Raw genomic sequence first — 17,159 nt, 5'->3', positions numbered from 1 at the left:
GGTGTTTTTCGAGGGCGGCTTCCATGTCGCGCAGGGCCGAGGCGCGCTGAGTCAGGCGCTCGGCAAGGGCGGCGGCGGCGTTCGGCAAGAAGATTCACGGCCTCGCGAAGCGTCGCGGGGGCTTCGTCTGCGCGCCGGAAGGCGGCAATGTCGTGTTGCAGGGCGAGGCGTTCGGCGTCGGCCTTGCCCGCTTTGGAATCAAGTTCCTTGCGGCGCGCCGAGACTTCCGTGCCGAGGCGCAGCGCTTCCTTTTCCGCGCTCTGAACGTCGGCAAGGGCGTTGTCGTGCATGAGGCGCAGGCGCTCCACGTCTTCAGCAAGGCGGCGTCCGGCCTGCTGCCGGGCGTCGAGGTCGCGCAGCGCCTCTTCGGCATGGGCGAGCGCGTCGGCGGTCTTGGCGCGGAGCGTTTCCAGAAGCGCGGGCAGGGCGGGCGCGCGTTCGCTGAGCGCAAGCGCGGCAAGAATGTCGTTTTCCCACGCTTCGGCAGGCGCAGACGTTGGGGCGGGGGCGGCGTGGCTGTGCGTCGACTCGTCGGCGGGCGCGGAAGGCGCGTTCGGGCCGGTCGGCTCCGGAGAAGCGGCGTCGTCTTTTTGCGTCAGCGCGGCGGCCAGCGTCGGAGAAAGGGCGGAGAGCGCAAGACGCAGCTTCCGGGTGGCGTCTTCGGCGGCGGCCGAAGCTTCGGCGCGGCCTTCGGCGGCGTGAACGGCGTCGCGCTGATGCCCGGCCAGCGATGCGGAAACGCGGTCGCGGTCGCGCTCCAGCGCGGCGAGGCGTTCGGCGTCTTCATCGGGCAGGGCGGGCGCGCTCTCGGCAAAAGGATGATGCGTGGAGCCGCACAGCGGGCACGGACTCCCCTCGCGCAGCGCCCGGCGTTCCTCTTCGTAGGAGCGAATTTTCGCCCGCAGCGCCTGTGCTTCCCGCAGCGCGTTCACGCGTTCCCGCAGCAGGGCGAGTTCCGAGCTTTCCTGCTGCACGGTGAGGGTCAGCGCCTGCGCGGCGAGGGCGAGGCGTTCGGCCCGGGAAAGATGTTCGGCGCGCGTCGAGGCGGCGTCGAGGGCCTTGTCCAGCGCCCCGAGCCGGGCGGAAAGCGCGTCGCGTTCGGCCCGGAACGCGGAAACGTCCCTGCCGCGCAGAAGCTCGGCAAAAGCGCTGCGCGCCGCCGTCAGCTTGTCCGAAGCCTCGGAAAGCGTCTTGCCGAGAGCCTCTTCCGAACGGCGGCGTCCGGCAAGCTCCGTTTCCTGATTTTCAAGGCCGAGCGAGAGTTCGTTCAGCGCGAGGCGCTCGGCTTCGAGGGCCTTTTCGTCCTCTTCCAGGCGATCCACGCGCGTTTCGAGAGCGCCCACCGCTTCGGAAAGTCCGGCGTCGGCGGCGGAGGCTTCCTTTTCCCGGGAAACGCCCGCAAGCGCGGCTTCCGCGTCGTTTTTGCCCCGTTCCGCGTCGCTCTGCTCCTTGCGGCGAAGTTCCAGCGCGCTGCGGCGTGCGTCGAGTTCCAGATCCAGATTGTTCAGATCGCGGCGTCGGGCGTCGATTTCGGTGTCCGCGGCGCGCACGCGCTTCCAGAGATCCCGCGCCTTTTCCACGGCGTCCTTTTCGGCGGTCAGCGCCGTTTTCGCGGCAGCCAGCGCGGCGGATGCCTGCCTTTCCTGTTCGGCAAGGCGGGGCGCTTCTTCCTTCAGCGCGGCGAGCGCTTTCTCATCGCTGCGCTGTTCCTCACGTCGGCTGCGCAAAGCTTCAAGCGCCGGAACAATCCCGGACGCCCGTTCGGCGCGCTCCAGCTTTTCGCGCTGCGGCGCAAAGGTGGCCTCGTCGCGCTGAAGCGTTTCCCCTTCGGCGTTCAGGGCCTGTTCCTCCCTGTCGAGCGCCGCGGCCTGCTCAAGGCGCGCCATGTCGTCATTGAGCGCCTGCTCGCGGTTCGCCAGCGTTTCGCACGTCGCGTGAAGCGTTTCCCGCTCGCGTTCAAGCGCCGCTTCCTCGTCTTCGGGCAGAAGCTGCTGCGCGTCCAGTCTGTTTTTGAGGTCGTCGAGCTTTTTCTGTTCCTCGCTGCTGCGCTGCTGCGTCTTCCGTGAAATTTCCGAATAAATCCCCGTGCCCGTGATTTTTTCCAGCAGCGGAGCCCGCTTGTCCCCGTCGGCCAGCAGAAACGTGGCAAATCGCCCCTGCGCGAGCAGCACGGACTGCGTGAACCGGGCAAAGTCCATGCCCGTGAGCTCTTCCACGCGGGCGACGACGTCGGTGGTTTTGTCGGCCAGCGGATGCTCTTTGGCGTCGTACAGGTGGTGCTGCGGCGGCTGAAGCTTGCCCGAGCCCCGCGCCCGGCGCTGACTCCAGCAGCACTCATATTCCCCGCGAGTGGTGCAGAAGCGCACTTTCGCCATGCATTCCGACGTATGCCGCGACATGATTTCGTTGCTGCTCTTGGTCACCTTGTCGAGGCGCGGCGTGGCGCCGTAGAGCGCCAGACACACGGCGTCGAGAATGGTGCTCTTGCCCGCGCCCGTGGGCCCCGTGATGGCAAATATGCCCCCGGCTTCGTATTCCGGCCCGTCGAGGCGGATTTTCCATTCGCCGGCGAGGGAATTGAGATTGCGGATATGAATGCTTAAGATGCGCATGAAGCGTCCTCCTCGTCGAAGATCGCGGCGGCCGCGGCTTCGCGGAACGTGGCCCGCAGTTCCTTGAGCGCGGGATCGTCGGGCGCGACGTCGGGAAAGGCTTCCTGCAAGCGCCGTTCAAAAACGGCTTCCACGCCGAGTTCTTCAAGATCGTCCTGTTCGGGATCGGCGTCCATGCCTTCGGGCAGGAGCCGCGCGTTGCGGATGCGGAGCACTTCCACGGCGCCGGATGAGTGTTCCTCCACGCGGCGGCGCAGGTCGGAAATCATGCTGCTGCCGGTGTAGAGCACTTCGACCCACACGCTTTCCCCGGAGGCGGAAAGTTCGTCGAGGCGGCTTTCAATCTCGGCAATGTCGCCTTCCACGCGCTCCAGTCGCTGAAACACGGGCACGTTCACCCCGCGGGAAACGATGCCGTCTCCCTGCGTTTCCAGAATGCGCACCTCGTGCCCGCGGCCGAGCTCGTCGAAGCCCATGGGCAGCGGCGACCCCGTGTAGCGCAGACGCTCTTCCCCGTGAACCCGCTGCGCCGAATGAAGATGACCGAGCGCCACATAGTCGAACGCGGCCGGAAACACGCCGGCGTCCACCTGACCGAGCGAGCCCACGCGCAGATCGCGCACGCCGTCGTCGCCGGAAATCACGCCTCCCGCGGCAAAAAGATGCCCCGTGGCCAGCATCGGAACAGGGCGTCCTGCGCGCAGACGTTCCGCTTCCTGAGCGGCGCGCAGATAATGTTCCTTCATGCCTTCGGCCATGAGCCTGTCGCGTTCGTCCATGCTGTCGCCGTCGGCGGCGCGGTAAAGATCCCTGTCGCGCAGAAACGGAACCGCGCTTACCACGAGCTCGGGCTCGCCGCCTGCCCCGCACAGCAGAAAGGTTTCCTCTTCGGGAGAACGCGCCCGGCCCGTCACGTGAATGTTCATGCCCGAAAGCAGACCGGCCGGAGCGTCGAGAAAGGCCGGAGAATCATGATTGCCCGCAATGACCACCACATGACGGCACGGACTCCCGCTTGCCGAAACATCGTGCAGAAAGTCGTAGTACAGCTTTTGCGCCGGATTGCCGGGAATCGAACTGTCGAACACGTCGCCTGCAATGATCAGCGCTTCCACGCCCTCGTCCCGAATCAGATCCACAAGCCACGCCAGAAAACGACGGAATTCCTCGTACCGCCGACGCCCGTAAAGATGATGCCCTAAATGCCAGTCCGATGTGTGAAGTATCTTCATGCCTTCCCTGCCTTCATTCCCGCCCCTCGCGGAGCGCCCCCACGGTGTACCACGCCCCGCCGCCCCCTGTCACGCCCGGCAACGGGAAAGGCAGGAAGAGAGGAAAGGCAGAAAGGCAGAAAAGGCATGCGGGGGAAATAATTCCCCCCGCGCCCCCCTGATTCTGCCTCCCGGCTTCGCCGGATCGGCAGGACAGGGTGAACGGGATGATTATGCCCGAAGCCATGGCGAAGGGGGGAGTGTCGCCGGAATGCCGTCTCTCAACGAACTGGGGAACGCGGGCGACATCAGGAGCCCGCGCCGACGGACATAAGTAGGCGGGATTCACTCCCGCCGTTAAACGCAATGCCCGTCGTGCAAGTCCCGCAGACCGTACAGCGTGTCTTGCGCAAACGGGAGCTGGCGTTACTCATGCCCCCGGCAAGATGTCGTCAGGAGCCCGGCCGACGGGCATAAGTAGCCGGAATTTACTTCCGGCGTTAAACGCAATGCTCGTCGTGCAAGTTTCGCAGGCCGTACAGCGTGTCTTGCGCAAACGGGCAGTTGCAGGCACTCGGGAGGAAGGAAGGAGAAAGGAACATGTCGCGCACGCCTGCGGTGGCCGATTCCTGTCCGGTAAAAAAGCGAAAAAAAAACGGGAACTTCCGAAAAAGTTCCCGCAAAATGGACGTGAGGATTCCTGCCCGGGGCAGGCGCAAAAGGATTACTTGTAGACCTTGGAGGCAAACAGACCGAGGCAGACGACTACCGCCATAAGGCAGGCGCAAATGGTGAGTACCAGGCTTCCGAGTTCCATACCTTCCTCCTTTTTCTAGGGAAGAGAACAACATTTTCTCTTTCTTTGCAGATATCATACGTCATGAATCATAGTATCATGAGTAATGATGCCTACTTTGTTTTTTTTGTAACATAGCAGGTGTGAAAGTTAAAAACAACAGATTTTCAAAAAGTTTTTTTATTTATTTGCATGATTGCATCGAATGCGAATAAAGTATGAGAGTAAAATAAAGGATAATGAAAAAAGAATGTGGAAATGTGAAGAGAAAAAAAAGAAGTAAATAGGATGATATGAAAGATGAATTGTGCATGAGGAAGGGAGACCGTGAAAAAACATGATGTCGTGCTGTTTGGACGGTGCTGCGGAGCGTAAAAGAGAGATTTTTGTGTATCGTGTTGCTTGTGAAGAAAATAGCAGAGAAAAATCATGTACGAATAGTGCTTGTCCGGCAGATGCAGAACGGAGCCCGCGTTTTTCAGGCGGGCGTGCGGAGCGGCAGCCGTGCCGGTAATGCGGTGGCCGGGGGAATGTCTTTGGGCGTGCCCGCGGCGCGGTGGCGCATGAGGCGGCGCGGCAGGCTGCGGGAGTATGGCGTCGGGCGCGGGGCAGGGGCAGGGAATGAGGCCGGAAGAGGCTTCCGTAGACGGCGGCACGACTACGGCGGGGCCCGTGTTCGTTTTTCCTTGCCTGTGTTGTGTTCGGCTTGCGAGGAAATCCCGGGACTTGCCTTGCGTCGTCAATAGGGTATGTTCGGAAAGGCGCGGCAACGGTTGTTTCTGCGCCGTGCCGGAAAAGGCGGCGCACAGCGCGCGTTTCCGGTTTTTCCAGAAAAAAGCGAGGCTTCCGCGCAGGCGGAGGCGAACGGGAGTCAGACATGGGCGAGTTCCGCGTGCCCGATACCGGGCTTCACATTCTTATCCTGGGCTGCATGAGTTCGGGCAAGTCCACGCTGCTCAACGCCATGCTCGGACGCGGGGCGTTTCCTGCGGGCAACCGGGCCACCACGGCGCAGATATTCAGAATCGTTCACGATCCGTGGTGTGAGCAGAACGTGTGCCGCAATCCTTCGGAGAGCGACGAATGGCATCCGCTCACGCTGGAGAGGCTTGCGTCGTACAACGGAACCATGCGCGAGAACGTGCCCGCCGACATCTGGCTGCGCCTGCCGCACCTCGAGAAGAAGCGTCCCATTGTGTTTTACGACACGCCCGGCCCCAACACCAGCAAGCACGACGAGCATCGCGGCGAGACGTATTTTGCGCTGGAAAAGCTGCCGCTGACGCATATTTTTCTGGTGCTCGACATGGCGCAGCTGCACACGCGCGACGAAGAGGCACTGCTGCGCGACATGGGTCGGGTGGCGGAGCTTCGCGGCGGAGTGCCGGTGCTGGTGATCCTCAACAAGGCCGACGTCATCGACGTGGAAAAGGAATCCGTGTCCGACATCGTGACGGAAGTGCGCGACACGGTGGCGCAGTATCTGCCTTCGGGCTCGAACGTGGACGTGATTCCCGTGATGGCCAAGGGCGCCGAGGTGTGGCGACGCATGATAGATCGCGACAAGCTGACGGTGTTCGAGGTGGAATTCGGCCAGTACATCGACTGGCGACTGTGCCGCGCGATGCTTGAGGCGTCGCTGATTCCGGAAGAGATACGGATCAGCGTGGCGGAGCAGATGGAGGAATGGCGGAGACTGCAGAAGTTTTCGGAAGCGTTCCGTTCGTCGCTGGAATATCTGGCGCGGCGGGTGCATCCTGAGAACGCGGAACTCATCAACAAGAACGTGAGCAAGATTCTCGATTACGCCGACTGTCGCCGGGCCGTGACGGGTTCGGGCATGGTGACGCTTGAGGAGTACATCGACCGTCTTACGGTAAAGAATTACGCCGTCCCGTTGAAGGGGGACGAGCTGAACGAACGGGTGTGACATGAAGACAAGCAGCATCAGCAGAGAAGACGCACTGGCCCTTTTGAAGACCTGGAACAGCGAACCGTTTCATCTTCTGCACGCGCTCACGGTGGAAGGCGTGATGCGGTATTTTGCGCGCGAGCGCGGCTATGCGGATGAAGAAGAATTCTGGGGGCTGTCCGGCCTCCTTCACGATATTGATTTTGAACGCTTTCCCGAAGAACATTGCCGCAAGGCGCCGGAACTGCTGCGCGCGGTCGGCGTGAACGAAGACATGATTCATGCGGTGTGCAGTCACGGCTACGGACTGTGCTGCGACGTGGAGCCCGAACACGAAATGGAAAAGATACTCTTTGCGGTGGACGAGCTCACGGGCCTGGTGGGCGCGGCGGTGAAGATGCGTCCTTCGGGCAGCGTGATGGACATGGAAGTGTCCAGTCTGAAGAAGAAGTTCAAGGACAAGCGCTTTGCGGCGGGCTGCTCGCGCGACGTGATCCGCGAAGGCGCGGAGCGTCTGGGCTGGACGCTGGACGAACTGTTTGCGCGCACGCTCGACGCCATGCGTTCCTGCGAGGCGAGCGTGAACGAGCAGATGGCCGCGCAATAGTTCGCTAAAGCTGCCATCCTGCCGGATGTCGGATTTGCGGCGCGTTTTTCCCGAGGGGGAGAGACGCGCCTTTTTTTATGGCTGCGGGGGAGGGCGGAAAGAAGGAGCGCGGCCCCGGGGAGGGCATCGGGGTGCCTGGGAATTTTGCTGCGGTATCGGGAGAGAGGTTGTCGAGGGGCCCGGGAGATTTCGCCGCGTGGGGGCGGGGAATTTTACCGAGGGCCGGGGGCGTTGCGGGCCCGGAGCCTTTCGGCGGATCGGGCGTCGGAGAGGGGAGGACGTTGAAGGCCGTGCCGCGGCGTCGAGGGGAGCGCTGCGGGCAGGGAGCTGCGGAGATCTTTGCCGGGGACGGGCGCGGCAGATTCGGAGCAGAGGTTGCGGGACGGCGGCGAAAGAGGCGCTCGGAAAGACGCCGGAGAGTTGCGGTCGGGGGGGGGGCCGTCATGCCGCCGGAGCGGCTGTTTTCGCATCGCGCTTCCTGTCTGTCGGGGGCAAAACTTTCATAATATTCCTATCAATGTTGATTTTATTGATAAAGAGCGTATATTGCCGCCCCGGACGGAAGCCCCTCTTGTACCGCTCTGCGCTGCGAAGAACAATCGCGCGCAGCGGAAAATTCCGACTTCCGCGCATCGGCTGGAGGAAAAATGAAAGATTTATATAAAAAACTTGCTTATATTATCAGCAAATCCCGTTTCAGCATCTCTATTTTCATGGTCATGCTGATCTTTTCCTTCTTCGGCTACCAGATCATGAAGATCAATATGCTGAAGAACGCCCAGAATCTGGGCTATAATCTGGCGCACACCTACGCCCTTGAACAGCGGGGCAATCTTCAGTTTTATTCCGTGCTTTTGTCGTTCGGCGTTTCCGTTGTGGATGAAAGTCAGAAAAACGGCAATCTTGCGGAAAAAATCATGTACTTTTTCCGACAGGTGCAGAGTCTGCTTGGCGAAGGCACGATTGATCCGTACCTGGTTTCCGGAAACAAGATCATTGCCCTGAATCCTTGGGAAGGCGACGCCGACTACGATTTTTCCAATGCCGGCTGGTATCGGCAGGCTGTGGAGAATCCCGGCAAGGTCATCTTCACCGACACCTATATCGATGCCGTGTACGGCAAGCCTGTCGTCACCATTGCCAGAACGTGCGCTTCAGGGGCCGTGCTGGCCTTCGACATCTTTCCGGAAAATTTCCGTTTTTCCTCGGTCACGCTGACCGGACTGCAGGAGTCGTCGTTTTTCCTGTGCGACAACAAGGGCACGCTGCTCTACGCGCAAACTTCGGAAGAGCAGTCCTACGACGAAATGAGACCGTATGTGCATCAGTTGTTCCTGCGCATCAAGAGCGGCGAACTGGCTTCGTATGCGGCCAGCACCAGCGATATGCACGGACAGCGCCGCGGCGTGTACTACTTTGAAATGCCGAACGGATGGATTTCCATCCTGACCATTCCGTTCAGCGTTATTCTCAACGATCTTGATTACTTCAGTGCTCTGTTCTATGGCCTTGTCGTGCTGCTGCTCATCGGCATGGGACTCATTTCCTGGCGAAATCTTCACAATGAACGCGTCTATGCCCGTACCAACGAGGCCGTTCAGGTGCTCGGCAACAGCTACTTCGCCGTGTATCGGATTGACTACGAACAGGCGCGTTACGAGGTCATCAAGGCGCCGGATGATGTGCGCAGACGCCTGTCGTCGTCGGGTTCCTACGCGGAACTGGTGCGGGTCATCATCGAGAATCTGGATTCCCGCGACCTTGGCGAGTTCATGGACAAGTTTTCCCTGCTCAGCATACGGCGTCTGGTGGAGCACCGCATACGGGATTTCGGTCGGGACTTTCGGCGGCGTTTCGATAACGGATATCGCTGGGTGACCATCCGGGTGCAGTTCGACGAATCGCTCGCGAGTCACGACGTCATTCTTTGCTTCCGCGAAATAGAAGAGGAGAAGCAGAAACAGCTCGAAGAACACACGCTGCTCATGAACTCCCTGAACAAGGCCAAACAGAACGAAAAGGCCAAGCAGCTCTTTTTCAGCAACATGTCGCATGAAATGCGCACGCCGCTCAACGCCATCATCAATCTTACCGGCATTGCCAAGCGTTTTGCGCGCGATCCGCAGAAGGTGCTCGACTACCTGAATAAAATAGAACGCTCAAGCGTGATGCTGATTCAGCTCGTCAACGACATTCTTGAACTTTCGCGCCTCGCGCAGGGCAAAATAGAGCTGAACAATCAGCCCATGGATATCCGCGTCTGCCTGGAAGAGAGCTTCACTCCGTTTAAAATTCAGGCGGAAAACGAAGGAAAAATATTCCGCGAAGTCTGGAATGTGAATCATTCCATGGTGATGGGCGACGCCTTCCGCCTGACGCGCATCATGAACAATCTGCTTTCCAACGCGATGAAGTTCACGGACGCCGGCGATTCCGTCACTGTGGAAGTCTCGCAGATGAGCCAGAAGGAATACATTCAGTATAAGATCGTCGTGTCCGATACCGGCATCGGCATGTCGGAAGAGTTCCTGCATCAGATTTTCGAGCCCTACACCCGCGAAAGCCGTGTGGCGTCGCGTCCGGTGAGCGGAACCGGCCTCGGCATGCCCATCGTGAAAAGCATGGTGGAGCTCTTGAACGGCAGCATTGTTGTGGACAGCAAACCCGGTCAGGGAACCACGTTTACCGTGATCTTGCCGTTCCTCATGGTGCGCGGCGAAGAACAGAGCGCCGTGGAAACCGAATCAGCGCCCGTAGGCGGCGGCCTTGCCGGCAAACGCCTGCTCATTGCCGAAGACAACGAAATCAATATGGAAGTGGCGGAGGAAATTCTCACCCTCAACGGCATGAAGGTGGAACGCGCCTGGAACGGTCGCGAAGCCCTGAATATCTTCCAGCACTCGGAACCCTTCTACTTCGACGCCATCCTCATGGATATGCAGATGCCCGAAATGAACGGCTGCGAAGCCTGCAAAAGCATCCGCGCCCTTCCTCGCCCCGACGCGGCCTCCGTGCCCATCATCGCCGTCACCGCCAACGCCTTCTCCGAAGACATCGCCGAAACCTCCCGCGCCGGCATGTCCGCCCACGTCTCCAAACCCATCGACTTCCCCATCCTCTGCCGCCTGCTCGAAAAACTCATCAAAGCAAGAAAGAAAAAGGAAGAGTAAGAGAGAAGGGGAGAGAATGCGGGGGAAGAGAGGGAAAATTTTTCAAAATTTTCCCTCTCTTCCCCCGCGTCCCCATCTCTCCTTTCAAAACTTTTTAATTTTTACGGGGAGGATGACAGAGGGGGGAGAAGGGAGAAAAACAAATGTAGCGGGATGCACGAACGTTATCGACTCCCGCGGCGTCATGCATCCCTACTAACCATCTGGAAATCCCATCCTTTGACACGACTGTCCGGCGAAGGCCGGACAGGAGTCGGCCACCGCAGGTGGGTCCGACAGGACACACCTGCACGGCATCCGCAGACCGAACAGAGCTCAGCCAAGCGCACCACCCCTCGCAGGCGCTGCGTTTCCGAACGCTCGCCCTTCCATAGCCTCGGGCATAATCTTCCTGTTCACCCTGTCCTGCCGAACCGGCGAAGCCGGGAGGCAGAAACAGGGGGGGGCGCGGGGGGAATTATTTCCCCCGCATGCCTTTTCTGCCTTTCCGGGGCGAAGCCCCGAGGCTCTTGCCTGATCATCTTCCTCTCTAAGTCCATTGCTGCTTGAGGAAGGAGCCGGTGAGGCTTTGGGGGCAGCTGGCGATTTGGGTGGGGGTACCGGCAGCGACGATGCGGCCGCCGGAGGTACCGCCGCCGGGGCCCATATCGATGATGTAGTCGGCGTTTCCGATGAGGTCCATATCGTGTTCGATGACGACGACGGTAGCGCCGTTGTCGATGAGCGACTGGAAGACGCCGAGCAGGGTTTCAACGTCGAGGGGGTGGAGCCCTATGGTAGGTTCATCGAACAGGAATACGGAGTCACGCTGAGCGCGGCCCATTTCTCCGGCGAGCTTGAGCCGCTGGGCTTCGCCGCCGGAAAGGCTGGGCGTTTCTTCGCCGAGGGTGAGGTAGCCGAGGCCGAGCTGCTGGAGTACTTCGAGGCGCTGGCGCACGAGCTTGAGATCGGCGCAGGCGTCGAGGGCCTGCCGAACATCCATGTCCATGAGCTCGGGCATGGAAAAGGCGCGTCCGGCGCTGTTCTGATACTTCACGGCGTCGGCCTCGCGGGAGAAGCGGGAACCCCGGCACGACGGGCAGGGAATGTCCACGTCGGGCAGGAACTGCACGTCGAGACTGACAACGCCGGTGCCGTCGCAGACGGGGCAGCGCAACTTTCCGGTATTGTAGGAAAAATCCCCGGCCTTGAGTCCCAGTTTGCGGGCGTCCGACGTGCGGGCGAACACCTTGCGCAGCTCATCGTGTACGTTGGCGTAGGTGGCCACGGTGGAGCGCACGTTGATGCCTATGGGACTGGCGTCGATGAGCTTGACCTGCCGGATGCCCTCTGCGCGCAGTTCACGCACGTGATCGGGCATGCGGGCGCCGCGAATGAAGGCGTTCAGCGCAGGGGCGAGGCTTTCAAGAATAAGCGTGGTTTTGCCCGAGCCGGAAACGCCGGTCACCACGGTGAGCCTGCCTTTCGGAATGTCCACTTCCAGCGGATGCACGGTATGAATGGCCCCTGTGGTCAGATGAATGGAGCCTTCCGTAAACAGGGCGTCGGCCGGACACTGCGGGCGCACGCGGAAAATCCCCCTGTGCCCGAGAAAGCGCCCGATGCGCGAATGAGGATCGGCCGCGATGTCGGCAATGCGCCCTTCGGCGACCACCGTGCCGCCGTGTTCGCCGGCTTCGGGCCCCATTTCGATGAGCCAGTCGGCGGCGGAAAGAATCTGCGTGTCGTGATCGACCAGCAGCACGGAATTGCCGTCGGCCACGAGGTCGCGCATCACGCCGATGAGCCCCGCAATGTTGGACGGATGCAGTCCTATGGAAGGTTCGTCGAGCACGTAGAGCACGCCCGTGGTGCGATTGCGCACCGCGCGGGCAAGCTGCATGCGCTGCCGCTCGCCCGTGGAAAGCGTGGACGCCGCCCTGTCCAGAGAAAGATAGCCGAGCCCGAGCTCCATCAGGCGTCTTGCCGTGCTCTGAAAGGCTTCAACAATGCTTTCGGCCATGGGCCGCATGACCTCGGGCAGAGATTCGGGCACTCCGGCCGTCCAGGTCACGAGCTCTTCGAGCGTCATGGCGCAGGCCTGATCCAGAGAAATGCCCCGCAGTTTCGGCGCGCGGGCGGATTCGCACAACCGCGTTCCGCCGCAGTCGGGGCAGACGTCCTCCTTCAGGAATTTTTCCACCCGCTTCATGCCTTTTTCGTCCTTCACCTTGGCAAGCGCGTTTTCCACGGTATAGACCGCGTTGTAATAGGTGAAGTCGAGCTCTCCCGCCTGATTGGAACTTTTGGCCTTGTAAAAAATGTGCTTCTTTTCCGCGGGGCCGTCAAAAACGATGGCTTTTTCCTTGTCCGTGAGATCGCGGAACGGAACATCCGTGCGAACGCCCATCGCACGGCAGACGTCCGTCATGAGCGACCACATGAGCGAATTCCAGGGAGCCACCGCCCCTTCGTCGATGGTGAGGGAGTCGTCCGGCACCAGCGTGGAGCGATCCACCGTACGCACAAGCCCCGTGCCGTTGCACGTACGGCACGCCCCCTGACTGTTGAAGGCCAGCTCTTCGGCCGAAGGCGCATACCAGCGCGCCCCGCATTCGGGACACTCCATCTCCAGCCCGGCCGCCACCGCCAGAGAGGGCGCAACGTAATGACCGTTGGGGCACCGATGACTCGCCAGCCGAGAAAACATGAGCCGTAAACTGTTCAGCAGCTCCGTGCCCGTGCCGAACGTGCTCCGAATGCCTGCAATCCCCGGCCGCTGGCGCAGAGCCAGCGCCGCAGGCACGTGAAGAACTTCGTCCACCTGCGGCTTCGCCGCCTGCGTCATGCGCCTGCGCGTGTAGGTCGAAAGCGCTTCCAGATACCGCCTCGATCCCTCCGCATACAATACCCCCAGCGCCAGCGACGACTTGCCGGACCCCGAAACCCCGGCCACAGCCACAATCTCGTTCAACGGTACCTTCACCGATACATTCTTCAAATTGTGTACCCGGGCACCCCGGACCTCAATGCACCCGGGCCCCTTGCCTGCATTCTCGCTCATACGCGCCTCCTCCGCAAAAACATAAACTATTACGACAGCAAACAAAAGAGAAGAAAAGAGAGGAAGGGGATCAGCAAGAGCCCCGGAAAGGCAGGAAAGGCAGGGAAGACAGGAAAGGCATGCGGGGGAAATAATTCCCCCCGCACCCCCCTGTTTCTGCCTCCCGGCTTCGCCGGTTCGGCAGGACAGGGTGAACGGGAAGATTATGGCCGAAGCTATGGGCAAAGGGGGGGAGTGCAGGCTGGAAGGCCGTCATTCTACGCTCTGGGGCCCCGGGCGACGTCAGGAGCCCGGCCGACGGCAGGCGGGCAGCCGGAATTCACTTCCGTCGTTAAGCGTAGCCGCCGTCGTGCAAGCGATGCCGTCTGCACAGTGTGTCTTGCGCAAAAGGACCTGTGTGTTTTGCGATAGAGCTGTAAGGTCGCAGTGCAGGTGTGTCCTTTCGCGCCCGCCTGCGGTGGCCGACTCCTGTCCGACAAATGTCGGACAGTCGTGTCAAAGGATGGGATTTCTAGATGTTTTGGGGAAGGAGACACCGAGGGCAGAGCGGCAAAGGCAGACCGGAAGGCACGCTTTCAACGCTCTGGGCCCGCGGCCTGCCTTCAGGCGGTCGCGCCGACGGGTATAAGTAGGCGGGATTCACTCCCGCCGTTAAACGCAATGCCCGTCGTGCAAGTTTCGCAGGCTGTACAGCGAGTCTTGCGCAACCGGGACGTTGTGGACGCCGGGCGCTCGCATGTCGCGCCCACCTGCGGTGGCCGACTTCTGTCCGAGATTTGTCGGACAGGAGTGTCAAAGGATGGGATTTCCAGATGTTTTGGGGAAGGAGACACCGAGGGCAGAGCGGCAAAGGCAGACCGGAAGGCACGCTTTCAACGTTCTGGGGCCTGCGACCTGCCTTCAGGCGGTCGCGCCGACGGGCATAAGCAGGCGGGATTCACTCCCGCCGTTAAACGCAATGCCCGTCGTGCAAGTTTCGCAGGCTGTACAGCGAGTCTTGCGCAACCGGGACGTTGTGGACGCCGGGCGCTTGGGGGAGAGGTGCGAAGTCCAAGGACTCACGCACAACGCCGGTGCGCTCGGTAGTGCGGGCCGGGGCGCTTCGAGTCTGGGGAAAAGGCAGCGCTGTTTGCTGAGAGGATAGACGCTGCATCTCTTTGACACGGACAGTCGTGCCGCCGAAAGGGATGTTGCCGGAGGAGAAAAAAGGTTGGCGACGCCCAGAGGAAAACAACGGCTCTTGATGAGCAAGGTTTCGCGCATGGTTGTGACCTGTCCGGGGAGCTGGTTTCGCGCCTGCCGGGAGTGGAGTCCAAGGAAGCTTTTCCAGAGAATTTGCGGGGAAAAGGGCCCAAGACTGAGGGAAAACGCGTCGACGGTATTTGCCGGGGAAAAGCGCCCCTCTACCTGCCTGCGTCGGGTAGTCGTAATCTGGCTCTGACCGCTTGAAGCATGGCGAAAATCCGGGGAAACGCCTTCTGACTTCTCTTTTCTTCCCTTTCCGCTTTCCTTATCTTATCCCCTCTTGTTTCTCCCCGGTTGCTGTTTCCCCTCCGGCGTTCTGTTTTCTCCCCTCGCAAGACTTTCCTCAGTCTTGGCCCAGCCTTCGCCCTCAATAATCCTCTACCAGCCGCCCCCAAAAATTAAAAAGTTTTGAAAGGAGAGATGGGGGCGCGGGGGAAGAGAGGGAAAATTTTGAAAAATTTTCCCTCTCTTCCCCCGCATTCTCTCTTTCTCACAAAAAAGGCGGCCGATCGAGGGAAGGGCCGCCTTTTTGAGTATTGGGGTTAGGTTATTTTCTATTGAGTTCTGCTTCCTGGGGGAACATGGGGGTATAGCGGTATGCCAGGGAGAGGACCATGGCCGCGTAGGCGAACACGAGGAAGCAGCTTGCCCATTCGGCCCAGTTGGGGGCGTAGGTGTACCAGCTGTCGAAGGGCATGACGGGCTGGGCCAGGCCCTGCACGGTGAGCACGTAGCGGTTGATGGTGATGCTCGTGCAGGTAAGGAAGAGCATCAGGTAGAAGATCCACGGCTTGGTGCGCAGGGGCTTGATGAGCAGCACGATCATGGGAATGATGATGAAGGCGTGTTCGAGCCAGAAGAGCCACTTGCCGTAGATCCAGCCGTGGAACATCTGGTCGAAGGTGAGGCCTTCACCGGCGAGCATGTCGGTAGCCCAGTACCAGCTGTCGAGGCACTTGAACACGGTATAGACGATGAGCATGGTGCCGCCGACCTTGCCCATGAGCTGCTTCACGTCCCAGCTGACGAGCTTGCGGCCGGACATCTTTTCCATGAGGGTGCAGACGAGCACGGTGAACATGGGGCCGGAGGCCACGGCGGAGAGCACGAACAGGAAGAAGGTCCAGGGCCAGATGAAGAAGCCTTCGCGGAACAGGTAGGGGCGGCCGAAGAGCACGCCGTACATGCCGCCGAGGGAGCCCTGGTGGAACGTGGACAGGAACGCGCCGATACCCGCGAAGATGGGCATGTACACGTGGAAGTTGTGGGCCAGCGCGTGGATGAAGGGACGCTTCATGAGCTGGCGGTTCTCCAGCACCAGGGGCACGAACTCAAGGATGAGCACGATGCAGTAGCAGGTGATGCAGAAGATAACTTCGGTGAGCATGGAGTGAACGTTGGGGTACCAGTAGCCGAACCAGCAGCGGATGGGCTGACCGATATCGAGCACGAGGATCATCATGGCGCCGGTGTAGCACAAAAAGCCTATGACGGCGGCGAGGTTCACGATGTTCTTGAGCTCGTCGATGTTGAGAATGTAGCGAAGGGCGCCGGTAAAGAAGGCGCCTGCGCCGAGGGCGATGACGGCGAGGTCGAAGGTGATCCAGAGACCGAAGCCGAAGTAGTCGTCCATGCCGGTTTCGCCGAGGCCGAAGCCGAGGACGCGCACGGCGGCGTACAGACCCCAGAGGAAGATGACGCCCAGAATGGACATCCATCCCGTGAACTTAGTGAGAGAGCAGCGCTCGCACCCTTCCGGGAAGAGCTCCGCATCAACGGGTTTGCTGTAATCCATAACCTACCCCTGCTTTGTGGCTTCGCCGGTCTTTTCGTGTTCGAGATAGTTGTCGCCTTCGCGGCGCACCCATTCGCGTTTGCTGATGTAGTACACCTGGGGATCGGTGCCGAGGCGTTCCAGCAGACGGAAGGCGTAGGGGCTCTTGATGAGCTCATGCACCTTGTGGGCGGGATTGTTGAGGTCGCCGAAGGTGATGGCCCCGTTGGGGCAGGCTTCGGTGCAGGCGGTGATGTACGCGCCGTCGGGCAGGTTCATGGGATCCTGACCCTTGGCGACGGCGGCTTCCTGAGCCTTCATGAAGCGGTGATGGCAGAAGGAGCACTTTTCCACGACGCCGCGCATGCGGGTGGAGACGTCGGGGGTGAGGGCCTGAGCCAGATCGCCGGGCCACTTCGGGTCGTACCAGTTGAAGTAGCGGGCATGGTAAGGACACGAGGCCATGCAGTACCGGCAGCCGATGCAGCGGGGCGGAATCTGGCTGACGATGCCGCCTTCTTCGCGCTTGTCGGTGGCGATGACGGGGCACACCGACACGCAGGAAGGTTTGCCGCACTGCATGCAGGGGCGGGGCAGGTAGGCCACTTCATGATCGGGGAAGGGCTTGTGATTGGTGAGACGGAACACGGTGAGCCAGTTGAGCGAACGGAGCTTGTTGCTGCCGTCCACGGCGGGAGCGACGTTGTTTTCCGCCTGGCAGGCCACCATGCACGCGCCGCAGCCCGTACACTTGTCGATGTCGATGACCATGCCCCATCTTATTTTGAA

8 protein-coding genes are annotated in these 17,159 nt (G+C 60.7%); 3 read left to right on the top strand and 5 right to left on the bottom strand.

The features are described from left to right. Both Q0K02_RS12230 and Q0K02_RS12225 read right to left on the bottom strand, forming a co-directional pair. Positions 1–2,612, bottom strand: a 2,612-nt coding sequence (locus tag Q0K02_RS12230) for an AAA family ATPase (protein WP_294489434.1), incomplete at its 3' end; no start/stop codon positions are given. Then, complete coding sequence (locus Q0K02_RS12225) at positions 2,600–3,844, bottom strand: exonuclease SbcCD subunit D C-terminal domain-containing protein (RefSeq protein ID WP_294489431.1); 1,245 nt, start codon at positions 3,842–3,844, stop codon at positions 2,600–2,602. The genes Q0K02_RS12230 and Q0K02_RS12225, both read right to left, overlap by 13 nt. A 1,652-nt stretch (positions 3,845–5,496) precedes the next feature. Between Q0K02_RS12225 and Q0K02_RS12220 the strand changes: the two genes are divergently transcribed. The 3 genes from Q0K02_RS12220 (at position 5,497) to Q0K02_RS12210 (ending at position 10,308) form a co-directional block, all read left to right on the top strand. Next, a complete protein-coding gene (locus Q0K02_RS12220) occupies positions 5,497–6,549 on the top strand; it encodes a dynamin family protein (protein WP_294489428.1) in 1,053 nt (350 codons plus the stop codon). 1 nt (position 6,550) lies between these two features. Further along, on the top strand, positions 6,551–7,138 hold the full coding sequence (locus tag Q0K02_RS12215; protein ID WP_294489426.1) for a hydrolase: 588 nt from the start codon (positions 6,551–6,553) through the stop codon (positions 7,136–7,138). A gap of 713 nt (positions 7,139–7,851) precedes the next feature. Then, positions 7,852–10,308, top strand: coding sequence for an ATP-binding protein (locus tag Q0K02_RS12210; RefSeq protein ID WP_294489423.1), 2,457 nt, complete (start codon positions 7,852–7,854; stop codon positions 10,306–10,308). 529 nt (positions 10,309–10,837) lie between these two features. Here Q0K02_RS12210 and Q0K02_RS12205 read toward each other — a convergent pair. The 3 genes from Q0K02_RS12205 to qrcC form a co-directional block, all read right to left on the bottom strand. Further along, a complete protein-coding gene (locus tag Q0K02_RS12205) occupies positions 10,838–13,351 on the bottom strand; it encodes a hypothetical protein (RefSeq protein ID WP_294489421.1) in 2,514 nt (837 codons plus the stop codon). A gap of 1,792 nt (positions 13,352–15,143) precedes the next feature. Beyond that, positions 15,144–16,391: a menaquinone reductase integral membrane subunit QrcD gene (qrcD, locus tag Q0K02_RS12200; RefSeq protein WP_294489418.1), complete on the bottom strand. Its 1,248-nt coding sequence runs from the start codon at positions 16,389–16,391 to the stop codon at positions 15,144–15,146. A gap of 3 nt (positions 16,392–16,394) precedes the next feature. Further along, on the bottom strand, positions 16,395–17,159 hold a 765-nt coding region (gene qrcC, locus Q0K02_RS12195), incomplete at its 5' end, for a menaquinone reductase iron-sulfur cluster-binding subunit QrcC (protein WP_294489414.1).

This window comes from uncultured Mailhella sp., assembly GCF_944324995.1.
GTDB lineage: Bacteria > Desulfobacterota > Desulfovibrionia > Desulfovibrionales > Desulfovibrionaceae > Mailhella.
The sequence above is the reverse complement of the archived record's forward strand: the minus strand, read 5'-3'. Positions and strand labels throughout refer to the sequence as shown.

Excerpts from the sequence above, each read along its gene's own strand:
- Q0K02_RS12225 (WP_294489431.1), bottom strand. The coding sequence starts at position 3,844 with ATGAAGATACTTCACACATCGGACTGGCATTTAGGGCATCATCTTTAC.
- Q0K02_RS12220 (WP_294489428.1), top strand. The coding sequence starts at position 5,497 with ATGGGCGAGTTCCGCGTGCCCGATACCGGGCTTCACATTCTTATCCTG.
- Q0K02_RS12215 (WP_294489426.1), top strand. The coding sequence starts at position 6,551 with ATGAAGACAAGCAGCATCAGCAGAGAAGACGCACTGGCCCTTTTGAAG.
- Q0K02_RS12210 (WP_294489423.1), top strand. The coding sequence starts at position 7,852 with ATGGTCATGCTGATCTTTTCCTTCTTCGGCTACCAGATCATGAAGATC.
- Q0K02_RS12205 (WP_294489421.1), bottom strand. The coding sequence starts at position 13,351 with ATGAGCGAGAATGCAGGCAAGGGGCCCGGGTGCATTGAGGTCCGGGGT.
- qrcD (WP_294489418.1), bottom strand. The coding sequence starts at position 16,391 with ATGGATTACAGCAAACCCGTTGATGCGGAGCTCTTCCCGGAAGGGTGC.